Below are 24042 nucleotides of genomic sequence, written 5' to 3' on the forward strand. Positions count from 1 at the left end.
TCCACCAACTTTCATTCTTCTAGTTCCTCTAATTGTTCAACTAATTTTTCTAAAGTTTCATCATTTGGATAATTTTTCTGTACATAATGCTGAAGTTCGTCGGTTTTTTGACTTTGTTCTTGAAAATTTTGCAATAAATGAAGTTTCTTTTCATATGATTCAAGAATCGTTTCCGTTCTCCTTATATTATCATAAACAGCTTGTCGTGAAATCTGATAATTTTCAGCAATTTCACCAAGGGAATAGTCATCGCGATAGTATAAAGCAATATACTCCATCTGTTTACTAGTCAAAAGCGGTTCATAAAATTCAAATAAAGCATTGATTCTATTTGTCTTTTCAATTGCCATCGCCATCACTCATTTCACAGATTAATTTTCTTCTTTGGGAGCTTCCACCAACCCATTAAAGAGACCATAGACAAACTCAACTGGTTCAAAATCACGCAAGTCATCCATTTTTTCCCCAAGTCCAACAAGTTTAACTGGTAGGTGTAATTCATTACGAATCGCCAAAACAATTCCACCTTTAGCAGTCCCATCCAACTTCGTCAAAACAATTCCGGTCACATTCGTAACGTCTTTAAACTGTTTTGCTTGTGTTAAAGCATTTTGACCAGTAGTCGCATCTAAAGCCAACAAAACTTCTTGCGGTGCATTTGGAAGTTCACGAGTAATTACCCGTGCAATCTTACCCAGCTCATTCATTAGATTAACTTTATTTTGTAATCTTCCTGCAGTGTCAACTAATAAAATATCATAGTTTTTATTCTTGGCCTTTTGTACAGCATCAAAAACAACTGCTGCTGGATCACTTCTTTCTGGCTTTCGGACAACTTCAACATTTACTCGCCTGCCCCATTCAACAAGTTGCTCAATTGCACCGGCTCTAAAGGTATCTGCAGCAGCGAGCAAAACCTTCTTACCCTCTTTCTGATATCTATGAGCGAGCTTACCAATTGTCGTTGTCTTACCAACTCCATTAACACCCACAAAAAGAAAAACAGTTGTACCTTCCTGTGAAAAATGGAGTGAGTTATCTTCTGTTGTTCCCTCTGCTTCATATAGTGAAACAAGTTTCTCAATAATCGCATTTGAAACATCTTTTTTATCTTTTACATTTCGTAATTTCACTTCTTCTTGAAGTTCTTCACTGATCTTAACGGCTGTTTCAAATCCAACATCAGCTTCAATTAATTTTTCCTCTAATTCCTCAAAAAATTCCTCATCGACACTACGGAAATTTGCAAAAAGCTCATTAAGTTTATCTCCAAAAGTTTTACGTGATTTTTCTAACCCTTTTTCATACTTTTTTTCCTCAACCGTTTGTACTTCTTCTTGACCGCTAAAAACATGTTTTATTTTATCAAAAAAACCCATTTTTATCCTCCTTCAGTGACGCTTTCCTCGAGTATGTTTTCCAAAGAAACTGAAACCGTTCTTGACACACCTGATTCTTGCATCGTTATTCCGTATAAGATATCAGCCCTGCTCATAGTTCCTTTTCTATGCGTGATGATAATAAATTGCGTCTGGTCATGAAATCGCTGTAGGTAGGTCGAGTAGCGATCGACATTTGCGTCATCTAAGGCTGCTTCTGCCTCATCTAAAATTACAAAAGGAACTGGCTTGACCTTCAAAATAGCAAACAAAAGAGTCAACGCAGTTAAAGCCTTCTCTCCACCAGATAGTAATGATAACTTTTGTAACTTTTTACCTGGAGGTTGCGACATGATTTCTATTCCTGTGGTCAGCAGATCACTTGAATCAGTTAACTTCAAGGATGCTTTTCCGCCACCAAACATCTGAGGGAAAACTTCAGCAAATGCATCAGCAACCGCCTTAAATGTGTTTCCAAAACGAACTTTGACTTCATTATCCATTTCTTGCATACTTTTTTGCAGTTGGCTTTTTGCTTCTAACAAATCATTTTGCTGCATTGACAAGAATTCAAAGCGCTCATTTACACGTTCATATTCGTCAATTGATCCAATATTAATTTGCCCAAGCTCTTCAATACCCAAACGAAGCAGTTTTAACTTCTGTAATACATGACTCAAATCTCGTTCTTCATTTTTATCTTTTGCTGCCTCATATGTTAACTCATATGTCTGAGATAATTCAGAAAGACTCTGATCAAGTATAGCATTCACCTTGCTTAATTTAACACTTTGTTCACGCTGTTCATTAAAGGTTAACTCTTGCAAATTATTGACCCTTGTTAACTCGGCTTCGTTTAGCTGTAACTGCTCATGAATAGTACTTCTTTCTTCTTTACCCTTGTTAAGCTTAGTAGCAATTGTCTTTTGCTTTTTATTAATCTCTTGTAGTCGTTGTACTATTTCTTCTGATTTTAAAGAATCTATTTTTTGTTTATTATCAATCTCAGCCAATATTTTCTGTGCATCTTGAAGCGCAATTTTATATTCTTTATTTTGCTCTTGATTGATAATAGTCTTATCATGCAATGAATTCAATCTCTCAGTTACAATTGCCAAACGCTGTTTCAATGCACTATTTTTCTGAATATTTTGTTCTTTAGTTTTATTTAGCTCTACAAGCATTTTTTTCTTATTATCAAAATCAGTTCTGAGTGTAGTTAATTGCTGTTCCAAAATAAGTTGCTGCCCATCAAGAGAATTCTTATCATTAACCACAACAACAGTTTTCATTTCCTGTTCAAATTCTCTTTGTTGAAGCTCAAGTGCTTCTTTTGCATGCCTGACTTGATTCTCCAAAAGTATGAGTTGTGAGTCAATCTCATGTATTTCTTCTTTTTTTGCAGTTAAATTTTGTTCTACAGCTTGCATAGCTAATTTTTTTTGTTCAAGTTCTTTTTTTGCGTTATTTCCTTGAACTTCAATTTGTTTCATTTTTTGTTTCATTTCTGAAAGATTATTTTCCAAAATCTTGATTTGCTTCTTCTGTTCGATTAAGCCGCTATTTTTTTGCTTGTTTGCACCACCAGTCATTGCACCGCCAGGATTGACAACATCTCCCGTCAATGAAACGACTTTTAGTCCATGGTTAAGCCGCTTAGCAACATCCACTGCAGTATCAATATCCTTCACAATGATAGTTGAACCTAATAAATAATTTAAGACCGGCTGATTTTCTTTAGCACACTTCACTAACTGATTTCCCATGCCAAGCACCCCAGAAACTTTTGCTAAAATTTCAGATTGGTACTTACTAATTTGTTTTTGTCTAACTGTAGTTCTAGGCAAAAAGGTTACTCGTCCAAGACGATTTTTTACTAAATAATTTATAGCTTCTTTTGCTGCCTGCTCATTCTCAACCACAACGTTTTGGACTTGACTACCGAGTGCGATCTCAATTGCGTATGCAATATTTGTTGGAACGTCTAGCAACTCTGCAACTGCTCCAACAATTCCAGTAAATTGTGCTCTGCTTTGCAAAATTTCCTTGACTCCTCGATAATAACCAGCAAAGTTGTCATCGATATTCTTTAGACTATCATGCTGTGCTTGGGCACGCTGAACTATCTCTAATGCTTTATACCAATTATCTTTTTGCTGTTGTAATTTCAGCTGTAAATCTTTTGTCTCAGCTTGTTCAGCTTCAAAGCGCTTACCTTCATTTGCCAGTTGTTGCTTCTTTTCTTCATAATTTAACTGTAAATCAGCTGCTTCTTTCTGAAGTTTTTCAATGTTATCCTGTTGCTTTTTTGTTTTCTTGATAAAAATATCTTTGCTTGCTTTAGTACGTTGTTCTTCTTTTGTAAGATATAATACTTGATTTTTTAAGGATGCTTGTTCCTGCATCTTTGTGATTATCTGCTGCCTTAATTCTTCAATCTCAGCTGTAATTTGATTTTCATCATATTCATGGATCTTCGTTAAAACTGTAATTTCTTTTTGCAACTCTACTTGTTCTTTTGTGAGATCTTCAATTTTTTTTGTTAATTCCTTAAATTCATGCTCTGCTTGTTTAAGTTTTTCTTGATTTATATTCCTCTGAGTCTTAACTTCTGTAACCTTTTGCAATTGATAATCTTTTTCTTTTTGTGTAACTTCCCTTTTTCCACTATAACGTTCCTTTTGACCCGTCAAAAGTGCCGATTCTTCCTGCAAATGATCAAGATTTTGATTCAGAGTAGCTTGCTTTTTATGCAATGCACTTACAGATGCTTCATATTCCGCAATCTTTTTTTTATTTTTAGACTTAACTGCATTTAATTGAGTCATTTCATTTTCAAGTGCAATTTTTTTCTGCTTATTTTCATCAATTTCCAGAACTAACTTACTCAAATTATAATAATCAAAGTCTTTTTTTTGTTCTAAATAATCTTTTGCAATACTACTTTGTTCTTTTAAAGGCTCTCTTTGTTTTTGCAACTCGTCAACAATATCCGCAACTCTGTCCAAGTGATCTGTAGTTTCAGCTAATTCCTGTTGTGCTTTTTGCTTTTCCTTTTTATACTTTAAGACACCAGCGACTTCTTCGATAATTACGCGACGTTCTTCTGGTTTACTATTAAAAATTGATTCAACTCGTCCTTGAGAAATAATTGAAAAAGATTCTCTTCCAAGTCCGGTATCCAACATTAGCCCTGTGATATCTTTCAAACGTACTTGTTTCCCATTCAACAAAAATTCACTATCACTATTACGATAAATCCTACGCGAAATTGCAACTTCATCTTCATCTAGTGGCAAATAGTGATCCCTATTGTCAAAGATAATCTCGACTTCTGCACGGTTGAGTGGTGCACGAGTATCTGTACCAGCAAAAATTACATCAGGCATTTTCTCTCCACGAAGATTCTTAGCAGACTGTTCACCCAAGACCCAGCGAATTGCTTCAATTACATTACTCTTTCCGCTTCCATTTGGACCAACAATTGCAGTCATTCCATCTTGAAAATCGATTTGAGTTTTATCTGCAAAAGACTTGAAGCCATTGATTACCAGTGACTTTAACTTCATCTTGTACTGCTCCTTTATTACCTTGCTATTAACTTTTTTACTTTAAAGACTTTAATGCGACATTAGCTGCTGCTTGCTCAGCTTCTTTTTTTGAATGTCCACTGCCTGTTCCTAAAACATTACCGTTGGCACTGACTGTCATTGTGTACATCTTATCATGTTCCGGTCCAAGATCAGCAATTTCATCATAGGTGATTGTTACCTCACCTTTTTCTTGCAGTAATTCTTGTAACTCGGTCTTATGATCCAATAAATGGTCAAACCAACCTAAATCTAATTTTGGAAAAACGACTTTTGCAATAAAAATCTCCACAGCTTTTTTTCCTTGATCTTCGTAAAGTGCTCCTATAAACGACTCAAAAATGTCACATAGTAAAGCTGGTCTCTGCCTTGCATTAGCTTTTTCTTCACCTTTTCCGAGTCTAATAAATTCGTCAAAGTTACATTCTTTCGCAAATTTACTGAAACTGTCTTCACAAACCATTGCTGCACGTAAACGTGAAAGCTTCCCTTCTGGCATTCTGGGATAACGTCGAAACAAATATTCCGAAACACACAGCTGCATTACAGCATCTCCCAAAAATTCAATTCGTTCATAATACTTCAACTGTTCCCTAGGATGTTCATTAACATATGACGCATGAGTAAAGGCCTCATCAAGTAGCTCAGGTCTTTTAAAATTTATTCCAAAATCTTTCTTTAGTTTTTGCATCAATCCGATTATCACTTGTTGTCTTCTCCTTTTTATGACTTAATATTCTATATTATACCCTTACATATCTATCTGAACAAAGTCTGATAACTATTACCTTAAAAAAAGATAGATTACTGTTCAGGTTCTTGCCTGCTGCAATCTATCTTCCAGAATCTTAAATGTCAGTAACTATCCTTGGTGATCAGAAATGTATTTAACTGCATCTGCAACAGTGAATAATTTTTCTGCATCTTCATCAGGTATCTCAGCTGAAAACGTATCTTCTAGTTCTAGTACAAATTCAACAATATCTATTGAATCAGCGTTCAAATCCGTTGAAAAGTTCAATTCAGGAGTTACTTTACCTTCTTCAACTTCAAAACGTTCATTAATAATTTTCACAATTTTGTCATAAATTTCTTTTTCTGTCATCTTCTATTCCTCCACACTATCCGCTTTTTTTGCTGCTTCTTCGAAATACGCAACTAAATCAGGAATCATCTTTTCTTCTAACATTTTATGAATCTGTTTCAATGTGTAATATACAGCAGCACTATCGCTTGAACCATGAGCTTTGACAACAGGTGCCTTAACACCAAGTAATACAGCTCCACCATACTGCGATTGATTCATCTTGTTTTTCAACTCACTAAAAGTAGATTTCAGTAGTAGTGCACCTAATTTACCCGTTACGCCACTGTTAAGAATTGAATCCTTCAGTAAATGCATTGTAGCTGAAGCAGTTCCTTCAATTGCCTTTAAAACAGCATTACCGGTAAATCCATCCGCAACAACCACATCTGCAACATCTTTTAAAATCGCATTAGATTCAACATTACCGACAAAATTCAAATCTGAATCTGCCTTTAATAATTGATATGCTTCCTGCGTAGTCTTATTTCCCTTATGTTCTTCAGTCCCATTATTCAACAAACCGATTCGAGGATTAGTAATTCCTCTAACTTTTTGTGCATAATACTTACCAAGAATTGCATACTTGTACAGATGCTCAGGCTTATTTTCAGCATTTGCCCCGCTATCTAACAAATTAAATGCTCCTTCTGACTTTGAAATCATTGGAAGAGTTGAAAGTAACCCAGGTCGACTGATCCCCTTTATTCTCCCGACAATCAATAAACCTGCAGTAAGAAGAGCGCCTGTATTTCCACATGAAAAGAATGCATCAGCTTCGCCATCTTTTACTGCCTTTGCAGCCAAAACCATGGATGAATCTTTTTTTCGTCGAATTGCACGCACAGGTTCATCGTTCATATCAATTTCACTATCCGTATGAATAATTTGAATACGTGATTCATCTTTTAAATACTTCTTAATTTCACTTTCTTTACCGTAAAGATTGAACTCAAGATCCGCATATTTATCTCTTGCTCGCTCAACTCCTTCAACAACTGTTTGAGGTGCATTATCCCCACCCATAGCGTCAACTGCAATTTTCATTAAATTCATCCCTCTTTAATCAAATGATGTTCCTAATAAGGTTCGATTCAAATACTTTATTAGTTCTTCATTTTCTTTTTTTTGTTTAAACCGTTCATCACCAATTATTTGTTGTGCTTCTTCTTTAGCTATCTGTAATATCCGTAAATCATTTATCGGATCGCCTAATTTAAACTCAGGCATCCCTGACTGCTTGTTTCCTAGGATGTCTCCTTGCCCACGAAGTTCTAAATCTTTTTGTGCTATTACAAATCCATTATTTGTTTCTGTCATAATCTGCATTCGAGCAATACCATATTCATTCTTGGGGTCAGAAATAAGTAGACAATAGGACTGTTTGTCTCCACGACCGACCCTACCACGTAACTGATGTAATTGTGCTAATCCAAATCTATCAGCATCAAGAATCATCATAACAGTTGCATTCGCTACATCAACTCCAACCTCGATCACTGTAGTTGCTACCAAGACATCTATTTTATGATCTTTAAAAGCAGTCATCACGTTCTCTTTTTTATCACTACTCATTTTACCATGAAGTAGTCCAACATGATATCTCGACCCAAAACGTTCAGTTGTTTTATCGAATATTTCCTCAGCATTTTTTAAATCCATTGCCTCAGACTCTTCAATTAGCGGACTAACTATATATGCTTGAGAACTATTATTTAACTTACGTTCAATAAACTCATAAGCACTCGCTAATTGCTTATTTTTTAACCACTGTGTTTTAATAATTTTGCGTCCTTTGGGTAACTCATTAATTGTTGAAACATCCATTTCTCCATAAGTTGTCAGCGCCAACGTTCGTGGAATTGGGGTTGCAGTCATCATTAATACATCTGGTGACTTACCCTTTTCCCTTAAAATTTGTCGCTGTCCAACGCCAAAACGATGTTGTTCATCTGTTACCACTAAACCAAGATTTGCGAATTCGATATCTGGTTGAAGTAACGCGTGAGTACCCACCACAAGATTAATTGTTCCTTTTTTTAAATTAGATAATAATTCACGCTTTTGTTTCACTCTCGTTACAGTAGAACTTGTTAACAACGCTACATTAACGCCAATAGGTTCGAATAACTGCGCTAGCTTTATAGCATGCTGTTGCGCTAATATTTCGGTTGGGACCATCAATGCAGCCTGAAAACCAGCCGTAATAGCAGCATACATAATTATTGCGGCCACAATTGTTTTTCCCGAACCAACATCACCTTGCAATAACCTATTCATATGTCTTTGTAAATGCATATCATGACAAATTTCATTCACAACTTTTTTTTGTGAATTTGTTAGTTCAAAAGGAAGGTTTGCTATAAATTGCTTGAGTTTTTCAAGTTCATAATCGATTTTCAGTCCATTATTAATATTCTCATTTTCCTTAATATACTGCATTCGCGCTTGAAAAAGGAAAAATTCCTCAAATATTCCACTACGTCGAGCAAGTTTCGCAGACTTTTGGTCCTCTGGAAAATGAATCCCATGCATAATTTCTTTTCGTGAAAGCAACCGATACTTTTTTATTAGACAATCTGGAATAATATCAACAATTACATCTTCATATTCGCTGTATGCTTGCTCAATTATTTTTTTTACCTGTGACTGTTTAATCTCTTTCGAAGAACGGTACACTCCGCCCAGTTCATTACTATTTTCATCTGCTAATATTTTCATTCCTGCTAAACTTTGTCGCTTGTGGTTCCATTTACCATAAATTGTTAATTCCTTGCCTAATTCAATCTTGGATCGCAGGTAACCTTGATTAAAAAAAGTCACCATGATAACATCATGCTCCACCAACAGTTTAAAATTTAGACGATTTTTTTGGCGACCAAAATGACTCAATACTGGTTCTGTAGCAACGGTTCCCTTTAAAGCTACCTTTTCTTGATCCCCAATTTCCGTAATCTTACGTGCCGCATAGTCATCATATCTGAACGGATAAGCCGTTAAAAGATCTTCAATAGTATTTATACCAAGTTTATTAAGTGCTTGAACTTTTTTGGGACCAACACCTGCAAGAACTGCAACTGAATCACTAAGTTCTTTTGCCAAACATTATCACCTCTACTTTAACTGAACTAAAAATCTGACTAATCCCAGATGTAAAGGAACTAATCAGACTAATATAAAAGTTATTATTCGACAGAAATTAAATATGGATACACCGGTTGATCACCTTGGTGAATTTCGATTTCTAGATCTTCATCAATTTTCAAGATTGCATTTTTGATATTTTCAGCTTCAGCAGAAGTACCTTCTTGACCAATAATTATTGTAACAATTTCACTATCATCATCAAGCATCTTCTCTGTCATTTGAATAGCTGTGTCAACCTTATCTGGATTTGTCAACTCAATTTTCCCGTCAATAATTCCCATATAATCATCTTTTTTGATTACATTTCCTTCGATAGTTGTATCCCGAACTGCAATTGTAATCTGACCTGACTTAACCGAGCCCAACTCATCACTCATATTTGCTGAATTTTCATCTAGACTTTCTGCAGGATTAAATGCAATTAAGGCCGTCATTCCTTGAGCAATTGTCTTACTTGCAACAACTTTTGTTGGTATATCTGCAACTTTTGCAGCTTGTTCTGCAGCCAAAAGAATATTTTTGTTATTAGGCAAAATAATAACTTTTTGTGCCTTAACCTTCTTAATTGCATCAACAATATCTTGCGTACTTGGATTCATTGTTTGACCACCATTTAAAACGTAGGTAGCACCTAAACTTTTAAATAAATTAGAAATGCCGTTTCCAGAAGCAATTGCAATAATACCATATCCTGCATTATCTGTACTTTCTACCGCATCTTCTTTTAATTCCTCTTGCTGGTCATGTTCCAAAATTGTCTCATGCTGTAAACGCATATTATCAACTTTAACCTTGATTAAAGAGCCAAAATGTTGTCCATAAGACATAACACTTCCTGGTTGTTCTGTGTGAACATGTACCTTGACAATCTCCTCATCAGCAACCACTAATAACGAATCACCAATCTCACTTAAATGATTACGAAACTCATCATAATCGAATTTTGAATCAACTAGACGTCCTGCACCTAGCTTAACCATTATTTCAGTACAGTAACCGTACTTGATATCCTCTGTGCTGAGTTGACTTTGAACACTCTTATGATGCTCAGCATTAATCATTTCTTCCATTTCTTCAACACTTGGTTGATGTGCATCATCTTCAGCGCGTTGATTGCCAGCGAGAGCATCAAAAAAGCCTTCATACACAAAAGTAAGGCCCTGTCCACCAGAATCGACTACCCCGACTTCTTTTAGAACTGGCAATAAATCAGGTGTAGTTGCCAAAGCCTTTTTAGCAGCTTCATATGCAGCTTGCATTACTACAACAGTATCATCGCTCTTGTTAGCTGCTTTGTTAGCTGCCTTAGCTGCTTCACGAGCAACAGTTAAAATTGTTCCTTCAGTAGGTTTCATTACAGCCTTATATGCAGTCTCTACCCCTGCAGTCAAAGCTGCTGCCAAATCAGTAGCATTCAAAGTAGCTTTCTTTTCAGCACTCTTATAAAAGCCTCGGAATATCTGTGATAGTATCACTCCTGAATTTCCGCGAGCACCCATTAAAAGTCCCTTAGCTAAGGCAACAGTTAAAGAACCTACATTGTCAGTCGTGGACTCAGATACATATTTTGCACCACTAACAAATGAAAGGCTCATATTTGTTCCAGTATCCCCATCGGGAACAGGAAACACGTTTAAAGAATTAATAAACTCCGCATTATTACTTAATCTTTTTGAACTGACCGCAACCATCTTTCTAAAATGCGTCTCAGTTATTTCAGTGACTTTCAAATTCATTTATCCTCCTTGGCTCCCATAATAATCAGTTATTCTTCAATGACCCGCACACCTTGTACAAAAACATTAACAGAATTAGCTGTTATTCCTAACATGGTTTCCAAATTATATTTAACTTTATCCTGGACATTACGGCAAATTTCCGAAATTTTTGTGCCATAACCTACAATTATGTACACATCAACTGCAACTCCATCATCTTCTTGACGCACAATAACACCCTTAGAGTAATTATCGCGTTTCAAAATTTCATTAAGGTTATCCCTAATCTGATTTTTGCTTGCCATTCCGATAATTCCAAATATTTCAGTCGCAGCACCACCAACAACTGTCGCAATAACATCATTATTGATATCAATATTTCCAAATTGCGTTTTGATTTTCACAGCCATTAGATACAGCCTCCTTAATTTAACACACTATTACTAGTAACATTCTAGCATAAAATACGATAAATCACTATACCGCATGATTATGACGAATTCAAGCAAAGAACAATAATTTGACTGCCAAGTTATTTTACTTTACAGAAAATTCTTGCAATCATTCGTTAATTATGATAACTTATTCTAGTGAGTAAGCAATATGTATGCTTTGAATCCTATCATCAAAGGAGGAATTAATAATGGCAAAAGACTTTATTACTGGCCGTAAAACAACTTTCGGAAAGAAACGTTCACATGCTTTAAACCAAACAAACCGTTCATGGAAACCAAATTTGCAAAAAGTTCGCATCTTGGTTGATGGTAAACCTAAGAAGGTTTGGGTTTCAGCTCGTGCATTGAAATCCGGTAAAGTTACACGTGTTTAATCATTGCAGACTCGTTTTTTACGGGTCTTTTTTTGTACAATCATTTATTTTGAAACTTAACTATGGCCTATGCTTGGAGCTGTGCCAAATGTTAAATTTTGGCTCAACCTCGCTAATTATTTCGTATAAGCGTGTTCCATAAGTCAAAATCTTCCGTCTAACTTCAAATTACTCGCTATATTCATAAATTTGAGTCAGTACTCAAATTTTTTCAACTTATGTCACACTCCCCTGTATTAAAAGTATTATTAATTAAAAAAACACCTCCAAAACTTGACTTGCACGTCCAAGTTTTGTGAGGCACCTCACTTAAATCACACTACTAAACATTAACAATCAAACCGGACATAACACAACTTTTGACCAGCCAACTTATCACTTTCCTACTTAAATTCTTAATCTTTACTCTGAATTACACACACTACTCCGGTCGTGAAACTAAAATGGCCCTTTTCACCAATAAATTCATTACTCGCCAAAGAAACTGGAATTTTAAAACTTTTTTCATCCAAACGATATTTTTCATCTACCAAACTCAATTTTTCAACACCAGACATAGGAACAAAAGCCAAGTACTTTTTATCTTTTTCTTTTTGAATTGCGTAGCTTCCAGGTTTATAGAAATTGATAGTATTAAAGCGGTCAAAAATATAAATCTTATCTGCATATTCATAAAATGGTTTTCTTAATACAAAAAATAAATTAGCCAAAAGATGGTCTATCCTACCACCAGTTGCTCCAAATATATTTATTCTACTAATATTTTGAAAGCTCTCAAATATGATTTTTAATGACAGTTCTGTATCCGTATCGTCTTTTTCAGGTTTTGCAGTATAAACTTTTTTACTATTTTCCCTGATTAGATCTTGTTCCTCTTTTGTTGAAGAATCAAAATCACCAATCGCAATCGCTGGTTGAATCCCTTTTTTCACTAGCCGTAAAGCACCACGATCTGCACCAACCCAGATTTTATCAGTATTTCTTTCCAGTAACTCGTCTGGCCACTCACTAACGGGTCCACCAACTAACAAATTTATTTCCATCCTAATCACCTGTCACTTCATGTAGTAATTGAATTGTTGCAGACGGATTAGCAGAATTAAAAACAAATGATCCCGCTACTGCAACTGTCGCACCGGCTTGTTGACATTCTATAATTGTCTTATCATTGATTCCTCCATCAACCTCGATTTCAAAACCAAGCTTCCTATCCTTCTTAATCCGATTTAATTCTTTAATTTTTGACAGCATTCCCGGCAAAAATTTTTGACCCCCAAACCCTGGATTGACAGTCATAATTAATACTGCATCTACTACTTCTAATAAGTCTGTAAGTACAGTCACTGGCGTCCCCGGATTAATTACAACTTCTGCTTTACATCCAGTTTCTTTAATTTGTTGTAAAACACGGTAAATATGCGGAGTCGCTTCATAATGAACTCCAATTACATCAGCACCAGCCTCTGCAAGAATAGCAATATAATCTTCAGGATTATCAACCATTAAGTGACAATCAAAAATTTGTTTTGAATGCGGCCGAAGTGCTTTTAGAATTGGCTCACCAAATGAAAGGTTTGGCACAAAATGACCATCCATTATGTCAATATGCAGATATTCAGCGCCAGCTTGAGCCGTTATCTCTACATCTTTTTGTAAATTTGCAAAATCTGCACTTAAAATTGAAGGAGCAATCTTCATCCCCGACACCTCATTTTCGATATTTTATTTTTTGTTTACTAATCTCTTCTTGAAATTGTTGATAATTCTCATACCTACTTGTTTGAATTTCTCCATTCATAACAGCCTCTTTAACTTTACAATCTGGTTCGTTCAAGTGAATGCAACTTCTGAATTTGCAACCTATCGCAAAATTTTGAAATTCTGGGAAATATCTTGCTAACTCTTCTTTTTTTATCTCCAATAAGTCAAAGGAAGAAAAACCTGGAGTATCAGCAATCAAATTGTTTTTAATAGGTAGAAGCGTTACTTTTCGTGTCGTATGCTTTCCTCGACTCAAAGCTTTCGAGACTTCACCCGTCTCTAATGCAAGTTCTGGTTTGAGATTATTCAACAATGTTGACTTTCCCGCACCTGTTTGTCCCATTACAACAATTACCTTTTGTTGAACTTTTTCAGTCAATACTACATCAGAATCGAGGGCTCCTAATTGACAATCATATATTTTTTGGTATGCTGCAATCACTTGCTCCATTCTCATGGTTTCCTCAGCGGTTAAGAGATCAGCCTTTGAAAAAAATAGCAGTGGTTTAATCCCATTTTTTTCAAGCATTACTAATTGCCGATCCAACAAATTTGAAGAAAATTTAGGCTCCTTACAAGCAGTTACGACAATTGCATAATCAATGTTAGCTACTGGTGGTCTTACCAATTCGTTTTTTCTTTGCTCTATTTTTAAAATGTATCCTTCATTTTGATTTTCAGCCTTAAATTCTACCCAATCACCTACAAGTGGGGCTTCACCTTTTTTCCGAAAGTTTCCACGTGCACGCGTTCGATAAGTAACACCTTCTATCGCAACATCATAATACCCACTCAACGATTGTCGAATTTGACCTCTTAACAATAAATCACCCTGCCTTTCAATTTTCATCTATTTAACTTGTTATATTCGTCTTTTCAGCAATGACTTGACCATCTCTGACAATTTTATACTTTCCAGTATTCGAACCACTGAGAGTAAATGGCAAGGTCACACTTGTATCTGCTGAAATGGTAAATTGTTGATAAACACTGCTATAGCTATGAGTATCGTCTTGTAAATAAATTTGAACTGTATTTGTATTCATCGAACTTGAGCCAGCTGTAGAACTTGTAGAACTAGATGTACTGCTCGAAGAAGACTGATAAGGAATGTTGACATTTACAGAAAAGGTATTAGCAGAACTACTTGCACTACTAGAAGAACTGCTGCTTTGTTCGGATTCACTATCTGAAGAACTACTAGAAGTTGAACCTAACACAATATTTAAAGTATCTCCCGCTTTAACACTAGTATTTGCAGCTGGTTCTTGTGAAATCACTAATCCCGTACTAGTATCACTTACGGAACTATTTTCAATATTTAATACAAGTCCTAACTCATCAGCATAGTCTTCAACACTTTTTTCCGTATAGCCTGTCAAATCGCGAAGAACAGTTGCTTTTGCTCCTGTACTAACAGTAAATTTAACAGTTGTTTGTTCCCAGATTACCTTCTTTTTACCTGAAATATTCTGGCTAATAATTTCTCCTTTAGCTACTGAACTAGAAGTCTTGGTTTCCTTAACAACTGTTACACCTTTATTTTCAAGTTTCTTCTTCACCTTTGTATATGCTTGCCCCTCATAATTACCAAATTTACCTCTTTCAGGACCTCTCGAAATTATTAAGTCAATCTTTGAATTTTCACGTACACTTGAGTTCTCAGCAGGATTAGAAGAAATAACTTGCCCTTTATCATATTTTGTACTATTTCGCCTAATAATTTTTCCAATTGATAACTCTTTAGTCTCGAGTGCAGTTTTAGCTTCTGTTTCAGTCATTCCTTGCAAAGCCGGAACTGCCACATTTTTTGGAGTCATTGCCAATGCAGAAATAAATATTATTATTATTATTATTGCAGCAGCAATCAATGACCAAACAAGCCATTTTTTCTTTTTACTCCATTTTTTCTTTGGTTTTTTATCTTTCTTAGAAACAGATTTGTCATTATCTGATTCAATATTTTTTTTAATTTGTTGTACGTTTAAAGGTTCTAAGACCTTGGTTTCATCTTCAACTGAACTGGCTGGTTTCCATCTTGCTTCATTATTTCTAGTATATGAAAGTGCAGTTTCAATGTCATCTTTCATCTCTGAAACATTCTGATACCGCTCTGCCAGATTCTTTGCAGTTGCTTTTAATACAACATTTTCAAGGGCTTGCGGAATTTGATCGTCGAATGCTCTAACAGAGGGCATATCATTTTGAAAATGTTTCAAAGCTATTGATACAGCCGTGTCTCCTTCATATGGAACCCTGCTTGTCAATAATTCAAATAGGATTATTCCCAGTGAATAGATGTCTGACTGTTTAGTAACTATACTTCCTCTAGCCTGTTCTGGAGAAAGATAATGCACTGAACCCATTAAAGTATTAGTCTGTGTCAATGAATATTCCGAAGTTGCTAGTGCTATTCCAAAGTCAGTAATTTTTACTTGCTCATCAGCATTAATTAAAATGTTTTGCGGTTTTAAATCTCGATGAATGATATCATGTGCATGTGCCTCTTCAACTGCTGACAGCACCTGGTCCATAATATTAACCACCTGGTCATAACTTATAGGATAGTTTTGTGCTATATAACTCTTCAGATCCATACCTTCAACATATTCCATTACAAGAAATTGTGTTCCGTTGTCCTCGCCAATATCGTAAATACTGACAATATTTGAATGGACAAGTTCAGTCAATGAAATTGCTTCACGTCTAAACCGCCTGATTGCCGCTTCATTATCACGTAAATCAAGACGCATCAATTTAACTGCAACATCTCTCTTTAAAAATAAATCATACGCTAAATAGACATTCGCCATTCCGCCTTCGCCTAGCGTTTTTACAATCTGATATCGCCCGCTCAGTACATATCCTGGCTTCAATGCTCATCCCTCCTCTCTAGAGGAGAAGCGAGTAAAAGTGTTACATTATCATTTCCACCAGCCTCATTTGCCAAATTTATCAACTTGTCACATTTATCAGCAAAAGGCTCATTATCTAACAATACTTCTTGTATTAATTGATCATCCACCATATTAGTAAGTCCATCTGAACAAAGCAATAAAATATCATTATCTTCCATCTGGATAATCTTCTCATCGATATTCGCATTTTCTGAAATTCCGAGTGTTCTAGTAACAATATTCTTTTGAGGATGATTTCTTGCCTCTTCTGAACTAATCTGACCACTTTTTAATAACTCATTCACCAAGGAGTGATCTTCCGTTATTTGCATCAACTCGTTGTCACGCAATAAATATCCTCTGCTATCGCCGATATTAGCCAAAAGTACTTCATTACCAAAAAAAATGGCACAAACAATCGTAGTCCCCATACCATTTAAATCTTCATATTGATTAGAGCGTTCTAAAATTAATTTATTTTCTCGTTGAACTTCATCGATCAACCACTTTGCAGCAATATCAATCGTATCAATTACAGTTTCTTCAAAACGAAAACCCAAATGAGAAACTGCCATTTCCGAAGCAACATCGCCACCGTTATGTCCCCCTAGACCATCTGCAACAATTGCAAAACTTACCCCAACAGCATTTTTAAAAACACCCACATAGTCTTCGTTGTTGGGCCTTACCTCACCTACGTCACTCTTATACGCAAAATTCATTAGGTACTCACCTCATTTATCTTACTCTCTTTAATCGGGCAATGAAAAAACCATCAGATTCATAATCATCTGGATAGATCGTCAAGCTGTTATTTGGATTGACTAAATTTAATTTTGTCCTTACTTCCACTTGCTCAAATTCATGGTGCGCTTCCAAAAACTCTTTAATAACTTGGCCATTTTCAGTCTCCAATATCGTACACGTGCTATAAGTTAAATATCCACCAACTTTAATATAATTTGCAACCTTATCTAATATTCCTACTTGGATTTTATGCAGATTTAGCGAATCTTGCAGAGATTTTTCATATCTAATTTCTGGTTTTCTTCTCATCAATCCAATTCCAGAACACGGTGCGTCAACTAATATATGATTGAAACTTTCAAGTTCAAATTTCTCATTGACTTTCCTAGCATCAAGCTGCAATGAATTAACTTTTTTCTCAAAGCCACACTTAATAGCATTTTCCCTAATCAATTTTACCTTGTGTTCATGGATATCCAATGCAGTAACCATTCCCGTGGTCAGATGATCAGCAATCTGCATCGTTTTTCCCCCTGGAGCAGCGCAAGCATCTAAAACTAATTCATCTCCACTTAATTCCATAGATTCAACCACAAGGCTCGCACTTTCATCTTGCAACATAACTTTTCCTTCTTTAAAAAGCTGAGTTAAACTTATGTGCCCCTTTTCTATAATTAAGCTTCCTGCTGCTACTCGGCTGTTTTCGACTTTAAAGCCTTCAACAATCAACTCATTTTTAACATCTTCAATTGATATTTTTGATTCATTCACTCTAATTGCTTGTTTAGGCGCCTTATTCAAAGAACTTAGAATTGAAACTGTTTTTTCTAACCCAACTTGTTTTTTCAACTCTTCAACTATCCATACAGGTACACTGTAGTTAATACTTAAACGCGTGATTTCGTCTTCAATTTTAGCAGTATCATAAACACCTTTACGTAGAATTGCATGTAAAACACCTGTCACAAATTTTCTTGTGCCATCGTGTCCTTTGCCTTTCGCAATCTTAATTGCCTCATTTAGAACTGCATGATCTGGAACCTTATCTAGAAACTTCAACTGGTACAAAGACATTAATAATAACTGTTTCACCCATTCATCCATCTTTTTTCCCTTGACAAAAGGTTCTAACCAAAACTCAAGTAACAACAGATTTTGAAGTACACCATACACAATAATTGTTAGTAAATTAGCATCAACTCTTGATAACTGATCTTTTTTTAGAACTTGATTGATTGCTAAATTTGAATAAGCACCATTTTTGGCAATCTTTGTTAGTATCTCAACCGCTATCAACCTAGAAGTTTTCTTTTCTTCATTCATCTATTATAATCCTCTGTCCTGCTTTTATTCCTTGACCTTGCCCATTTAGAAAATTACCAATTGTCATTTTAGGTTTGCCGGCCGGTTGAATTTCATTTATTTCGTAAACACTTCCCTGAGCAGCAGCTACTTTCAACTTATTCTTTCCAACAAAGATTGCCACTCCTGCTTCATACTCCGTTTTTTCATTAAGTGGGTTTATATCCCATAACTTTGTTCTTTTGTTCAGAAAATTCTCAAAATAAGCCCCTGGTTGTGGTCTAAGTGCTCTAATCATATAATCAAGCCGCTGTGCGGTCAAATCCAATGATAACTTCTCCTGTTCTGGTGAAATAACTGGGGCAAAAGTGACCGCTGTTTCATCTTGCTTTATTCCTGTGACTTCACCACTAATAATTTTAGGAAGTGTCTCTATCAAAACATCCCTTCCTAAAAGGCTCATTTTAGAAAAAATAGTTCCATTATCATCGTTTGGTAAAATTGGTAACTCAGCTTGTGCTAACATCTCACCCGCATCCATCTTCTTAATCATATAGATTAGCGTGACCCCTGTCTTATCCTCACCATTCATGATTGCATATTGGACAGGTGCGCCTCCTCGATACTTAGGCAACAATGATCCATGGACATTTACTGCCGCAATTTTTGCAGAATTTATTAATGACATTGGTAAGAATTGCCCAAATGCAGCTGTAATTATTACATCCGGTTTAATTTCTACTAATTCTGCAAGTTCTGTGCTTTTTCCCAGTTTCTGTGGCTGATAGACTGGAATCGTGTGATTCACTGCTACTTGTTTCACAGGTGATGCTGTTAAAATTCGTTTTCTTCCTACATATCGATCTGGTTGCGTCACAACTGCCTTAACGTCATAACCAGCTTCGATTATTCCTTCAAGAATTGTGGCCGCGAATTGGGGAGTTCCCATAAAAATTACTGATGTCATTCAAATACCTCATTTCATTTTAAATAAAATTAAGTGGTTCTTTATCAATCGAAATTAAAATCCCTTGTCGTTCATCTTTTTGACTCTTTTGTAAAATTGCATCTAAGACCGTGCTTAAGTTAGACTCTTGTTTATATTTAATAATCAACTGGTAATAAAATTGATTGTTAATACGTACAATTGCTTTTGGAGTAGGTCCTAAAATAATTGCTTTAGTACTCAAAGAATCTTTTAATTCTGCATAAATTTGGTAGATTTTTTTTGCCGCTAGGCCCTCTTCCTTAGCACTTGCTGTAATTTGAATTGTATAAAAATATGGTGGATAACCATTTTGATGCCGAATATTCATCTCTCTAACAAAAAAACTTTCATAATCTTGTTTTTTTGCTAATTGCAAAGCATAGTGTTCTGGATTGAAAGTCTGAATAATTACTTTACCTTCCTTATCAGCTCTTCCAGCTCTTCCACTTACTTGTGTCAGTAATTGGAATGTTCGTTCACTTGCTCTAAAGTCAGCTAATCCAAGTGCCGTATCAGCATTTAATACACCAACGAGTGTTACATCAGGATAATCAAGACCTTTAGCAATCATTTGTGTCCCTAATAAAATATCTGCTTTTTTCTCACCAAATTGCTTTAATAATTTTGCATGCATTCCTTTTCTTCTCGTAGTGTCAACATCCATCCTCAAAACACGTGCTTTTGGAAATAAGTTTTGTAATTCCTGCTCCACTTTTTGAGTTCCTGTTCCATAATATCGAATTTTATTACTACCGCAACTTGGACATTTTTGTGGAATTCGCTCCTCATGTCCGCAATAATGGCATTTCATCGAATGACTATCCAAATGCAATGTCAACGAAATATCACAATTTGGACATTGCAAGACTTCTCCACAATCACGACACATCATAAAAGATGAATATCCTCGCCGATTAAGCATCAAAATAATCTGTTCTTTGCGCTCTAGTCGCAAGAAAATTGCATTACGTAATTCAGCTGAGAAATCAACGTTATCATCAATCTTTTTTGTTGCCAATCGCATGTCAATCAATTCAACTTTTGGTAGTGGCATTTTGTTAATTCGCTCATTAAGATGCAGCCAAACATAAACACCCTTTTGTGCACGGGCTCTAGATTCAAGCGAGGGTGTTGCACTGCCTAAAATTAAAGAACACTTATGATACTGTGCACGTTGCTTTGCAATTTCAATAGCGTGGTATCTTGGCATGTTTTCTTGCTTATAACTTGACTCATGTTCCTCATCAATAACAATTATCCCAATATTCTTCAGAGGTGCAAAAACTGCTGATCTTGCGCCAACAACCACCGTTGCATCACCCGTTTGAATTCTGTGCCATTCATCTAGACGTTCCCCTTCTGATAAGCCACTGTGTAATAATGCAACTTTTGAGCCAAATCTTCCAACTACATTTTTTACCATTTGAGGTGTTAAGGCTATTTCAGGGACTAGCATTAAAGCCGATTTACCTTTCTCTAGTGCTTTAGCCATCGCTTGAAGATAAATTTCTGTTTTCCCACTTCCAGTTACACCTTCAAGTAAGAAAGTTTTATTATTGCCTTCATTCATGGCGTTGCTAATCGTAGCAAAGACTGTTTCTTGAGTGCTTGTAAGTTTCTTGGATTCTGTTCTTGTAAAATCACTTTGTTTGTAAGTCGTTCTTCTTTTCACAATTGATTTACGTACTAGCCAATTTTTTGACTCTGCTTTTTTTATTACAGCACTTGTAATTCCTAACTTTTTTTCAACAACTGTTTGTTCAACTTCTCGATTTTCCAGTTTAATTAAATAATCAAGCAACCTCTTCAAATTCAAGGCATTAGCACGTAATTTTGCTTTTTCATTTCTGTAATTTTCAACTGTTAAGTTATTCAAAATGACCTGAACTTTTTTTTCCACCAAATTATCTTTCATCAAGTATTCTAAATTAATTTTTCCAGAAGCTCTTGCTGCTATCAACTTTTTTAATAAAGATGGATCGATTTTATCCTCACTCAGAATTTGTTTTTTATTAGAGGAAAAAAAATTCTTAACAGCTACGTCAACCTCCTCATCAAGCAGTTCGACTTGCTTATAATATTTAGCACGCATTGCACTTGGAAGCATTACTTGAAAACAACTTATTAAGAATGAATAAGTCTCATGCGCCATCCATTTTGCCAACGCAATGGATTCCTCAGTTAATACTGGTTCGACGTCAACTAAAGACTTGATTTCTTTTATTTTCCCGGAAAAATTATTGCCATTTTTTAACCCTATTACAAATCCCTGAATTAACCGATTCCCATTTCCAAACGGCACTCCTACTCTCATTCCTACTTTAATCACGTTTTTAAAGTTTGTAGGGATTTGATATATAAAAGGCCTATCAGTCTGCATCGCTGGTACATCAACAATTATTTCAGCAAAAGATACGATTGTGAATTCCTCCTATTCTTCTGTAATAAGATCAAAAATCATTTTGGCAATTTCATCCTTATTAGTTTTCGGACTATTGATATTTTCCTTATTTGGTCGCATAAAAATCACCTGATTCTCATCACTACCAAATCCAATATCAGAGCGTGATACATCATTTACAACCATTAAATCAAGATTTTTTTTAAGTAATTTTTGTTGACCATTTTCCAACAAGTTTTGAGTTTCCGCCGCAAATCCAACTAATTTTTGCATTCCTTTTTCTTGACCTAGTTGTTTTAAAATATCAATATTTTTTTCCAATTCAATGGTTAACTTACTTCCTGTTTTCTTAATTTTTTGTTTTGCAGGTCGTATTACGTGGTAGTCAGATACTGCAGCCGACATAACAACAATATCAGCATCCACATAACTCTTTTTTACGGCTTCATACATCTGTTCAGTCGTTTTGACAGTTACCAGCTTTGCACCAGTGTCATTTTTCAAGTGAGTTGGTCCACTAATTAGAATTACATCTGCTCCTCTTTGTACCGCATTTCGAGCAACTGCAAATCCCATCTTGCCTGATGAATGATTAGTAATGTATCTGACAGGATCAATTGTTTCAATCGTGTGTCCTGCCGTAACTACTATCTTTTTGCCTTTCAAATCTTGCTTATCTGTTATAAAAGAACTTATCCAGTTAAAAACTGTTTCTGGTTCAGGCATTCGACCTTTGGCGTCGTAACCTTCAGCAAGAAATCCGGTATCAGGTTCCAACACTTGATACCCATCAATAACGAGTTGCTTTAAATTTCGCTGTACTGCTTTATTATCATACATTTTGTCATTCATTGCAGGTATTATAAACTTTCGACAATCCATAGCGATTAAAAAAGTTGTTGTAAAATTATCAGCAATTCCATTAGCTAACTTTCCAATCGTATTAGCGGTCGCTGGAATAACCACTGTAATATCTGCCCATTTCGCAAGTTCAACGTGATCAACAATTCCCTGTTGCTCGCTATCTTCGTAGTAAACCTTATTACGACTAATTGTTTTAAAGGTTAATGGAGTCACAAAAGTTGCTGCCGTTTTAGTCATTACAACTCTAACCTCCGCTTTTGCCTTGATTAATTCCCTAATAAAAATAACTGACTTATAAGCCGCGATTCCACCAGTTACACAGACAACAACATGCATATTCTCCAATTGCATAACCCTCCTTAGTAGTAACTATATTGTATCAATAATACAGCCAAAAAAGAACATCAAAAAAGACCACTGTGACTATTTTCTGATACTATCAGATCAGTAGTCCCAAGGCCTTCTTTTGAAACCAAAAATTACACTTCTTCTCTTTGGTCTGGATCAATAATTAAGTCATTTGCAACAACTTCCTCAAGCGCCTTACCAACATTCTTAACAGACTTGTATTCACTAAGCATTGGAATTGCACCTGCATCCAATTCATGAGCTCTTTTGCTAGCTAACATTACTAGAGAATAACGTGAATCAACACGTTCCAACAAATCATCAACTGATGGATATAAAATCATTTTAAAACATCTCCCAATTGTTTTTTATAATCCGGTAAAAATCTCTTTACTCGCCATCTTTCAGCTCTTATGATAGTTTTTACCTTTTCAACTGCACTCGCTACTTCATCATTAACAACCGCATAATCATAATTCTGCATCATTTCAATCTCATCAACTGCTTTTGCCATACGCTTATCAATAGTTGCCAAATCATCTGTTCCACGCCCACTTATTCTATGACGTAACTCCATTAAATCTGGAGGGGTCAGAAAGATAAATAACCCATCTGGACACTTTTCGCGAACTTGCATAGCACCATTTACCTCAATCTCAAGGAAAACATCTTTTCCCTGATCAAGCATCTCATTTACATATTTTAGCGGTGTTCCGTAATAATTGTCAACATACTGAGCATATTCAAGCATGCCACCATTCTCAATTTCATTCTCAAACTCAGCTTTTGAAACAAAATAATAATCCTTTCCGTCAACCTCTCCTTTTCGCATCGCTCTCGTAGTCATAGAGATTGAATAGTGAAACTTATTATCATCTTGTTCAAAAATAGCTTTTCTGACTGTTCCCTTGCCAACTCCTGAAGGTCCAGACAATACTATCAACATTCCCCGTTTAGACATGTTTACAAAACTCTCCTCTAAAATAT

The 24042-nt window shown here is 35.6% G+C and carries 21 protein-coding genes; 1 reads left to right on the forward strand and 20 read right to left on the reverse strand.

Translation table 11 applies throughout. The features are described from left to right. Positions 1 to 11 precede the first annotated feature (11 nt). From G6O70_RS09660 to G6O70_RS09700, 9 genes are all read right to left on the reverse strand, one after another. Positions 12 to 350, reverse strand: a complete 339-nt coding sequence (locus tag G6O70_RS09660) for a putative DNA-binding protein (protein WP_057869039.1) — start codon at positions 348 to 350, stop codon at positions 12 to 14. A 21-nt stretch (positions 351 to 371) separates the two neighbouring features. Beyond that, complete coding sequence (ftsY, locus tag G6O70_RS09665) at positions 372 to 1379, reverse strand: signal recognition particle-docking protein FtsY (RefSeq protein WP_057869040.1); 1008 nt, start codon at positions 1377 to 1379, stop codon at positions 372 to 374. A 2-nt stretch (positions 1380 to 1381) separates the two neighbouring features. Beyond that, positions 1382 to 4948, reverse strand: a complete 3567-nt coding sequence (gene smc, locus G6O70_RS09670) for a chromosome segregation protein SMC (RefSeq protein WP_057869041.1) — start codon at positions 4946 to 4948, stop codon at positions 1382 to 1384. Between the two features lie 37 nt (positions 4949 to 4985). Beyond that, the gene (gene rnc, locus G6O70_RS09675; RefSeq protein WP_057869042.1) at positions 4986 to 5675 is read right to left on the reverse strand and encodes a ribonuclease III; all 690 of its coding nucleotides are present in this window, start codon (positions 5673 to 5675) and stop codon (positions 4986 to 4988) included. Between the two features lie 156 nt (positions 5676 to 5831). After that, entirely contained in the window at positions 5832 to 6074 is a 243-nt protein-coding gene (gene acpP / locus G6O70_RS09680; protein WP_057869043.1) for an acyl carrier protein, read from the reverse strand. Between the two features lie 3 nt (positions 6075 to 6077). Next, positions 6078 to 7100, reverse strand: coding sequence for a phosphate acyltransferase PlsX (gene plsX / locus G6O70_RS09685; protein ID WP_057869044.1), 1023 nt, complete (start codon positions 7098 to 7100; stop codon positions 6078 to 6080). A gap of 15 nt (positions 7101 to 7115) precedes the next feature. Further along, a complete protein-coding gene (recG, locus tag G6O70_RS09690; RefSeq protein WP_057869045.1) occupies positions 7116 to 9155 on the reverse strand; it encodes an ATP-dependent DNA helicase RecG in 2040 nt (679 codons plus the stop codon). An 83-nt stretch (positions 9156 to 9238) separates the two neighbouring features. Next, complete coding sequence (locus tag G6O70_RS09695; protein ID WP_057869071.1) at positions 9239 to 10930, reverse strand: DAK2 domain-containing protein; 1692 nt, start codon at positions 10928 to 10930, stop codon at positions 9239 to 9241. A gap of 35 nt (positions 10931 to 10965) precedes the next feature. Continuing rightward, positions 10966 to 11328: an Asp23/Gls24 family envelope stress response protein gene (locus G6O70_RS09700; RefSeq protein WP_057869046.1), complete on the reverse strand. Its 363-nt coding sequence runs from the start codon at positions 11326 to 11328 to the stop codon at positions 10966 to 10968. A 233-nt stretch (positions 11329 to 11561) separates the two neighbouring features. Between G6O70_RS09700 and rpmB the strand changes: the two genes are divergently transcribed. Beyond that, positions 11562 to 11747, forward strand: coding sequence for a 50S ribosomal protein L28 (gene rpmB, locus G6O70_RS09705; protein WP_003690663.1), 186 nt, complete (start codon positions 11562 to 11564; stop codon positions 11745 to 11747). A 395-nt stretch (positions 11748 to 12142) separates the two neighbouring features. Here rpmB and G6O70_RS09710 read toward each other — a convergent pair whose 3' ends face one another. The 11 genes from G6O70_RS09710 to gmk all read right to left on the reverse strand — a co-directional run bounded on the left by G6O70_RS09710 (position 12143) and on the right by gmk (position 24016). Continuing rightward, positions 12143 to 12790, reverse strand: a complete 648-nt coding sequence (locus tag G6O70_RS09710) for a thiamine diphosphokinase (protein WP_057869047.1) — start codon at positions 12788 to 12790, stop codon at positions 12143 to 12145. A 1-nt stretch (position 12791) separates the two neighbouring features. After that, complete coding sequence (gene rpe, locus G6O70_RS09715; RefSeq protein WP_057869048.1) at positions 12792 to 13445, reverse strand: ribulose-phosphate 3-epimerase; 654 nt, start codon at positions 13443 to 13445, stop codon at positions 12792 to 12794. 10 nt (positions 13446 to 13455) lie between these two features. Then, positions 13456 to 14331, reverse strand: coding sequence for a ribosome small subunit-dependent GTPase A (gene rsgA, locus G6O70_RS09720; protein WP_057869072.1), 876 nt, complete (start codon positions 14329 to 14331; stop codon positions 13456 to 13458). A gap of 31 nt (positions 14332 to 14362) precedes the next feature. Continuing rightward, positions 14363 to 16384 carry a Stk1 family PASTA domain-containing Ser/Thr kinase gene (gene pknB, locus G6O70_RS09725; RefSeq protein WP_057869049.1) on the reverse strand — a complete coding sequence of 674 codons (2022 nt, stop codon included), beginning with the start codon at positions 16382 to 16384 and terminating at the stop codon, positions 14363 to 14365. Then, entirely contained in the window at positions 16381 to 17127 is a 747-nt protein-coding gene (locus G6O70_RS09730) for a Stp1/IreP family PP2C-type Ser/Thr phosphatase (protein ID WP_057869050.1), read from the reverse strand. Before G6O70_RS09730 ends, pknB begins: the two co-directional genes overlap by 4 nt. 16 nt (positions 17128 to 17143) lie before the next feature. Next, the gene (gene rsmB / locus G6O70_RS09735; protein ID WP_057869051.1) at positions 17144 to 18475 is read right to left on the reverse strand and encodes a 16S rRNA (cytosine(967)-C(5))-methyltransferase RsmB; all 1332 of its coding nucleotides are present in this window, start codon (positions 18473 to 18475) and stop codon (positions 17144 to 17146) included. Beyond that, entirely contained in the window at positions 18468 to 19421 is a 954-nt protein-coding gene (gene fmt / locus G6O70_RS09740) for a methionyl-tRNA formyltransferase (protein WP_057869052.1), read from the reverse strand. The genes rsmB and fmt overlap by 8 nt, the downstream gene beginning before the upstream one ends. A gap of 19 nt (positions 19422 to 19440) precedes the next feature. Beyond that, positions 19441 to 21861 (reverse strand): primosomal protein N', encoded by a 2421-nt coding sequence (gene priA, locus G6O70_RS09745; RefSeq protein ID WP_157047940.1) that lies wholly within the window; start codon positions 21859 to 21861, stop codon positions 19441 to 19443. A gap of 12 nt (positions 21862 to 21873) precedes the next feature. After that, a complete protein-coding gene (coaBC, locus tag G6O70_RS09750; RefSeq protein WP_057869054.1) occupies positions 21874 to 23052 on the reverse strand; it encodes a bifunctional phosphopantothenoylcysteine decarboxylase/phosphopantothenate--cysteine ligase CoaBC in 1179 nt (392 codons plus the stop codon). A 134-nt stretch (positions 23053 to 23186) separates the two neighbouring features. Then, positions 23187 to 23399 (reverse strand): DNA-directed RNA polymerase subunit omega, encoded by a 213-nt coding sequence (gene rpoZ, locus G6O70_RS09755; protein WP_057869055.1) that lies wholly within the window; start codon positions 23397 to 23399, stop codon positions 23187 to 23189. Then, positions 23396 to 24016, reverse strand: coding sequence for a guanylate kinase (gmk, locus tag G6O70_RS09760; protein WP_057869056.1), 621 nt, complete (start codon positions 24014 to 24016; stop codon positions 23396 to 23398). Before gmk ends, rpoZ begins: the two co-directional genes overlap by 4 nt. Between the last annotated feature and the right edge of the window lie 26 nt (positions 24017 to 24042).

This window comes from Liquorilactobacillus hordei DSM 19519, assembly GCF_019443985.1.
Taxonomy (GTDB): domain Bacteria; phylum Bacillota; class Bacilli; order Lactobacillales; family Lactobacillaceae; genus Liquorilactobacillus; species Liquorilactobacillus hordei.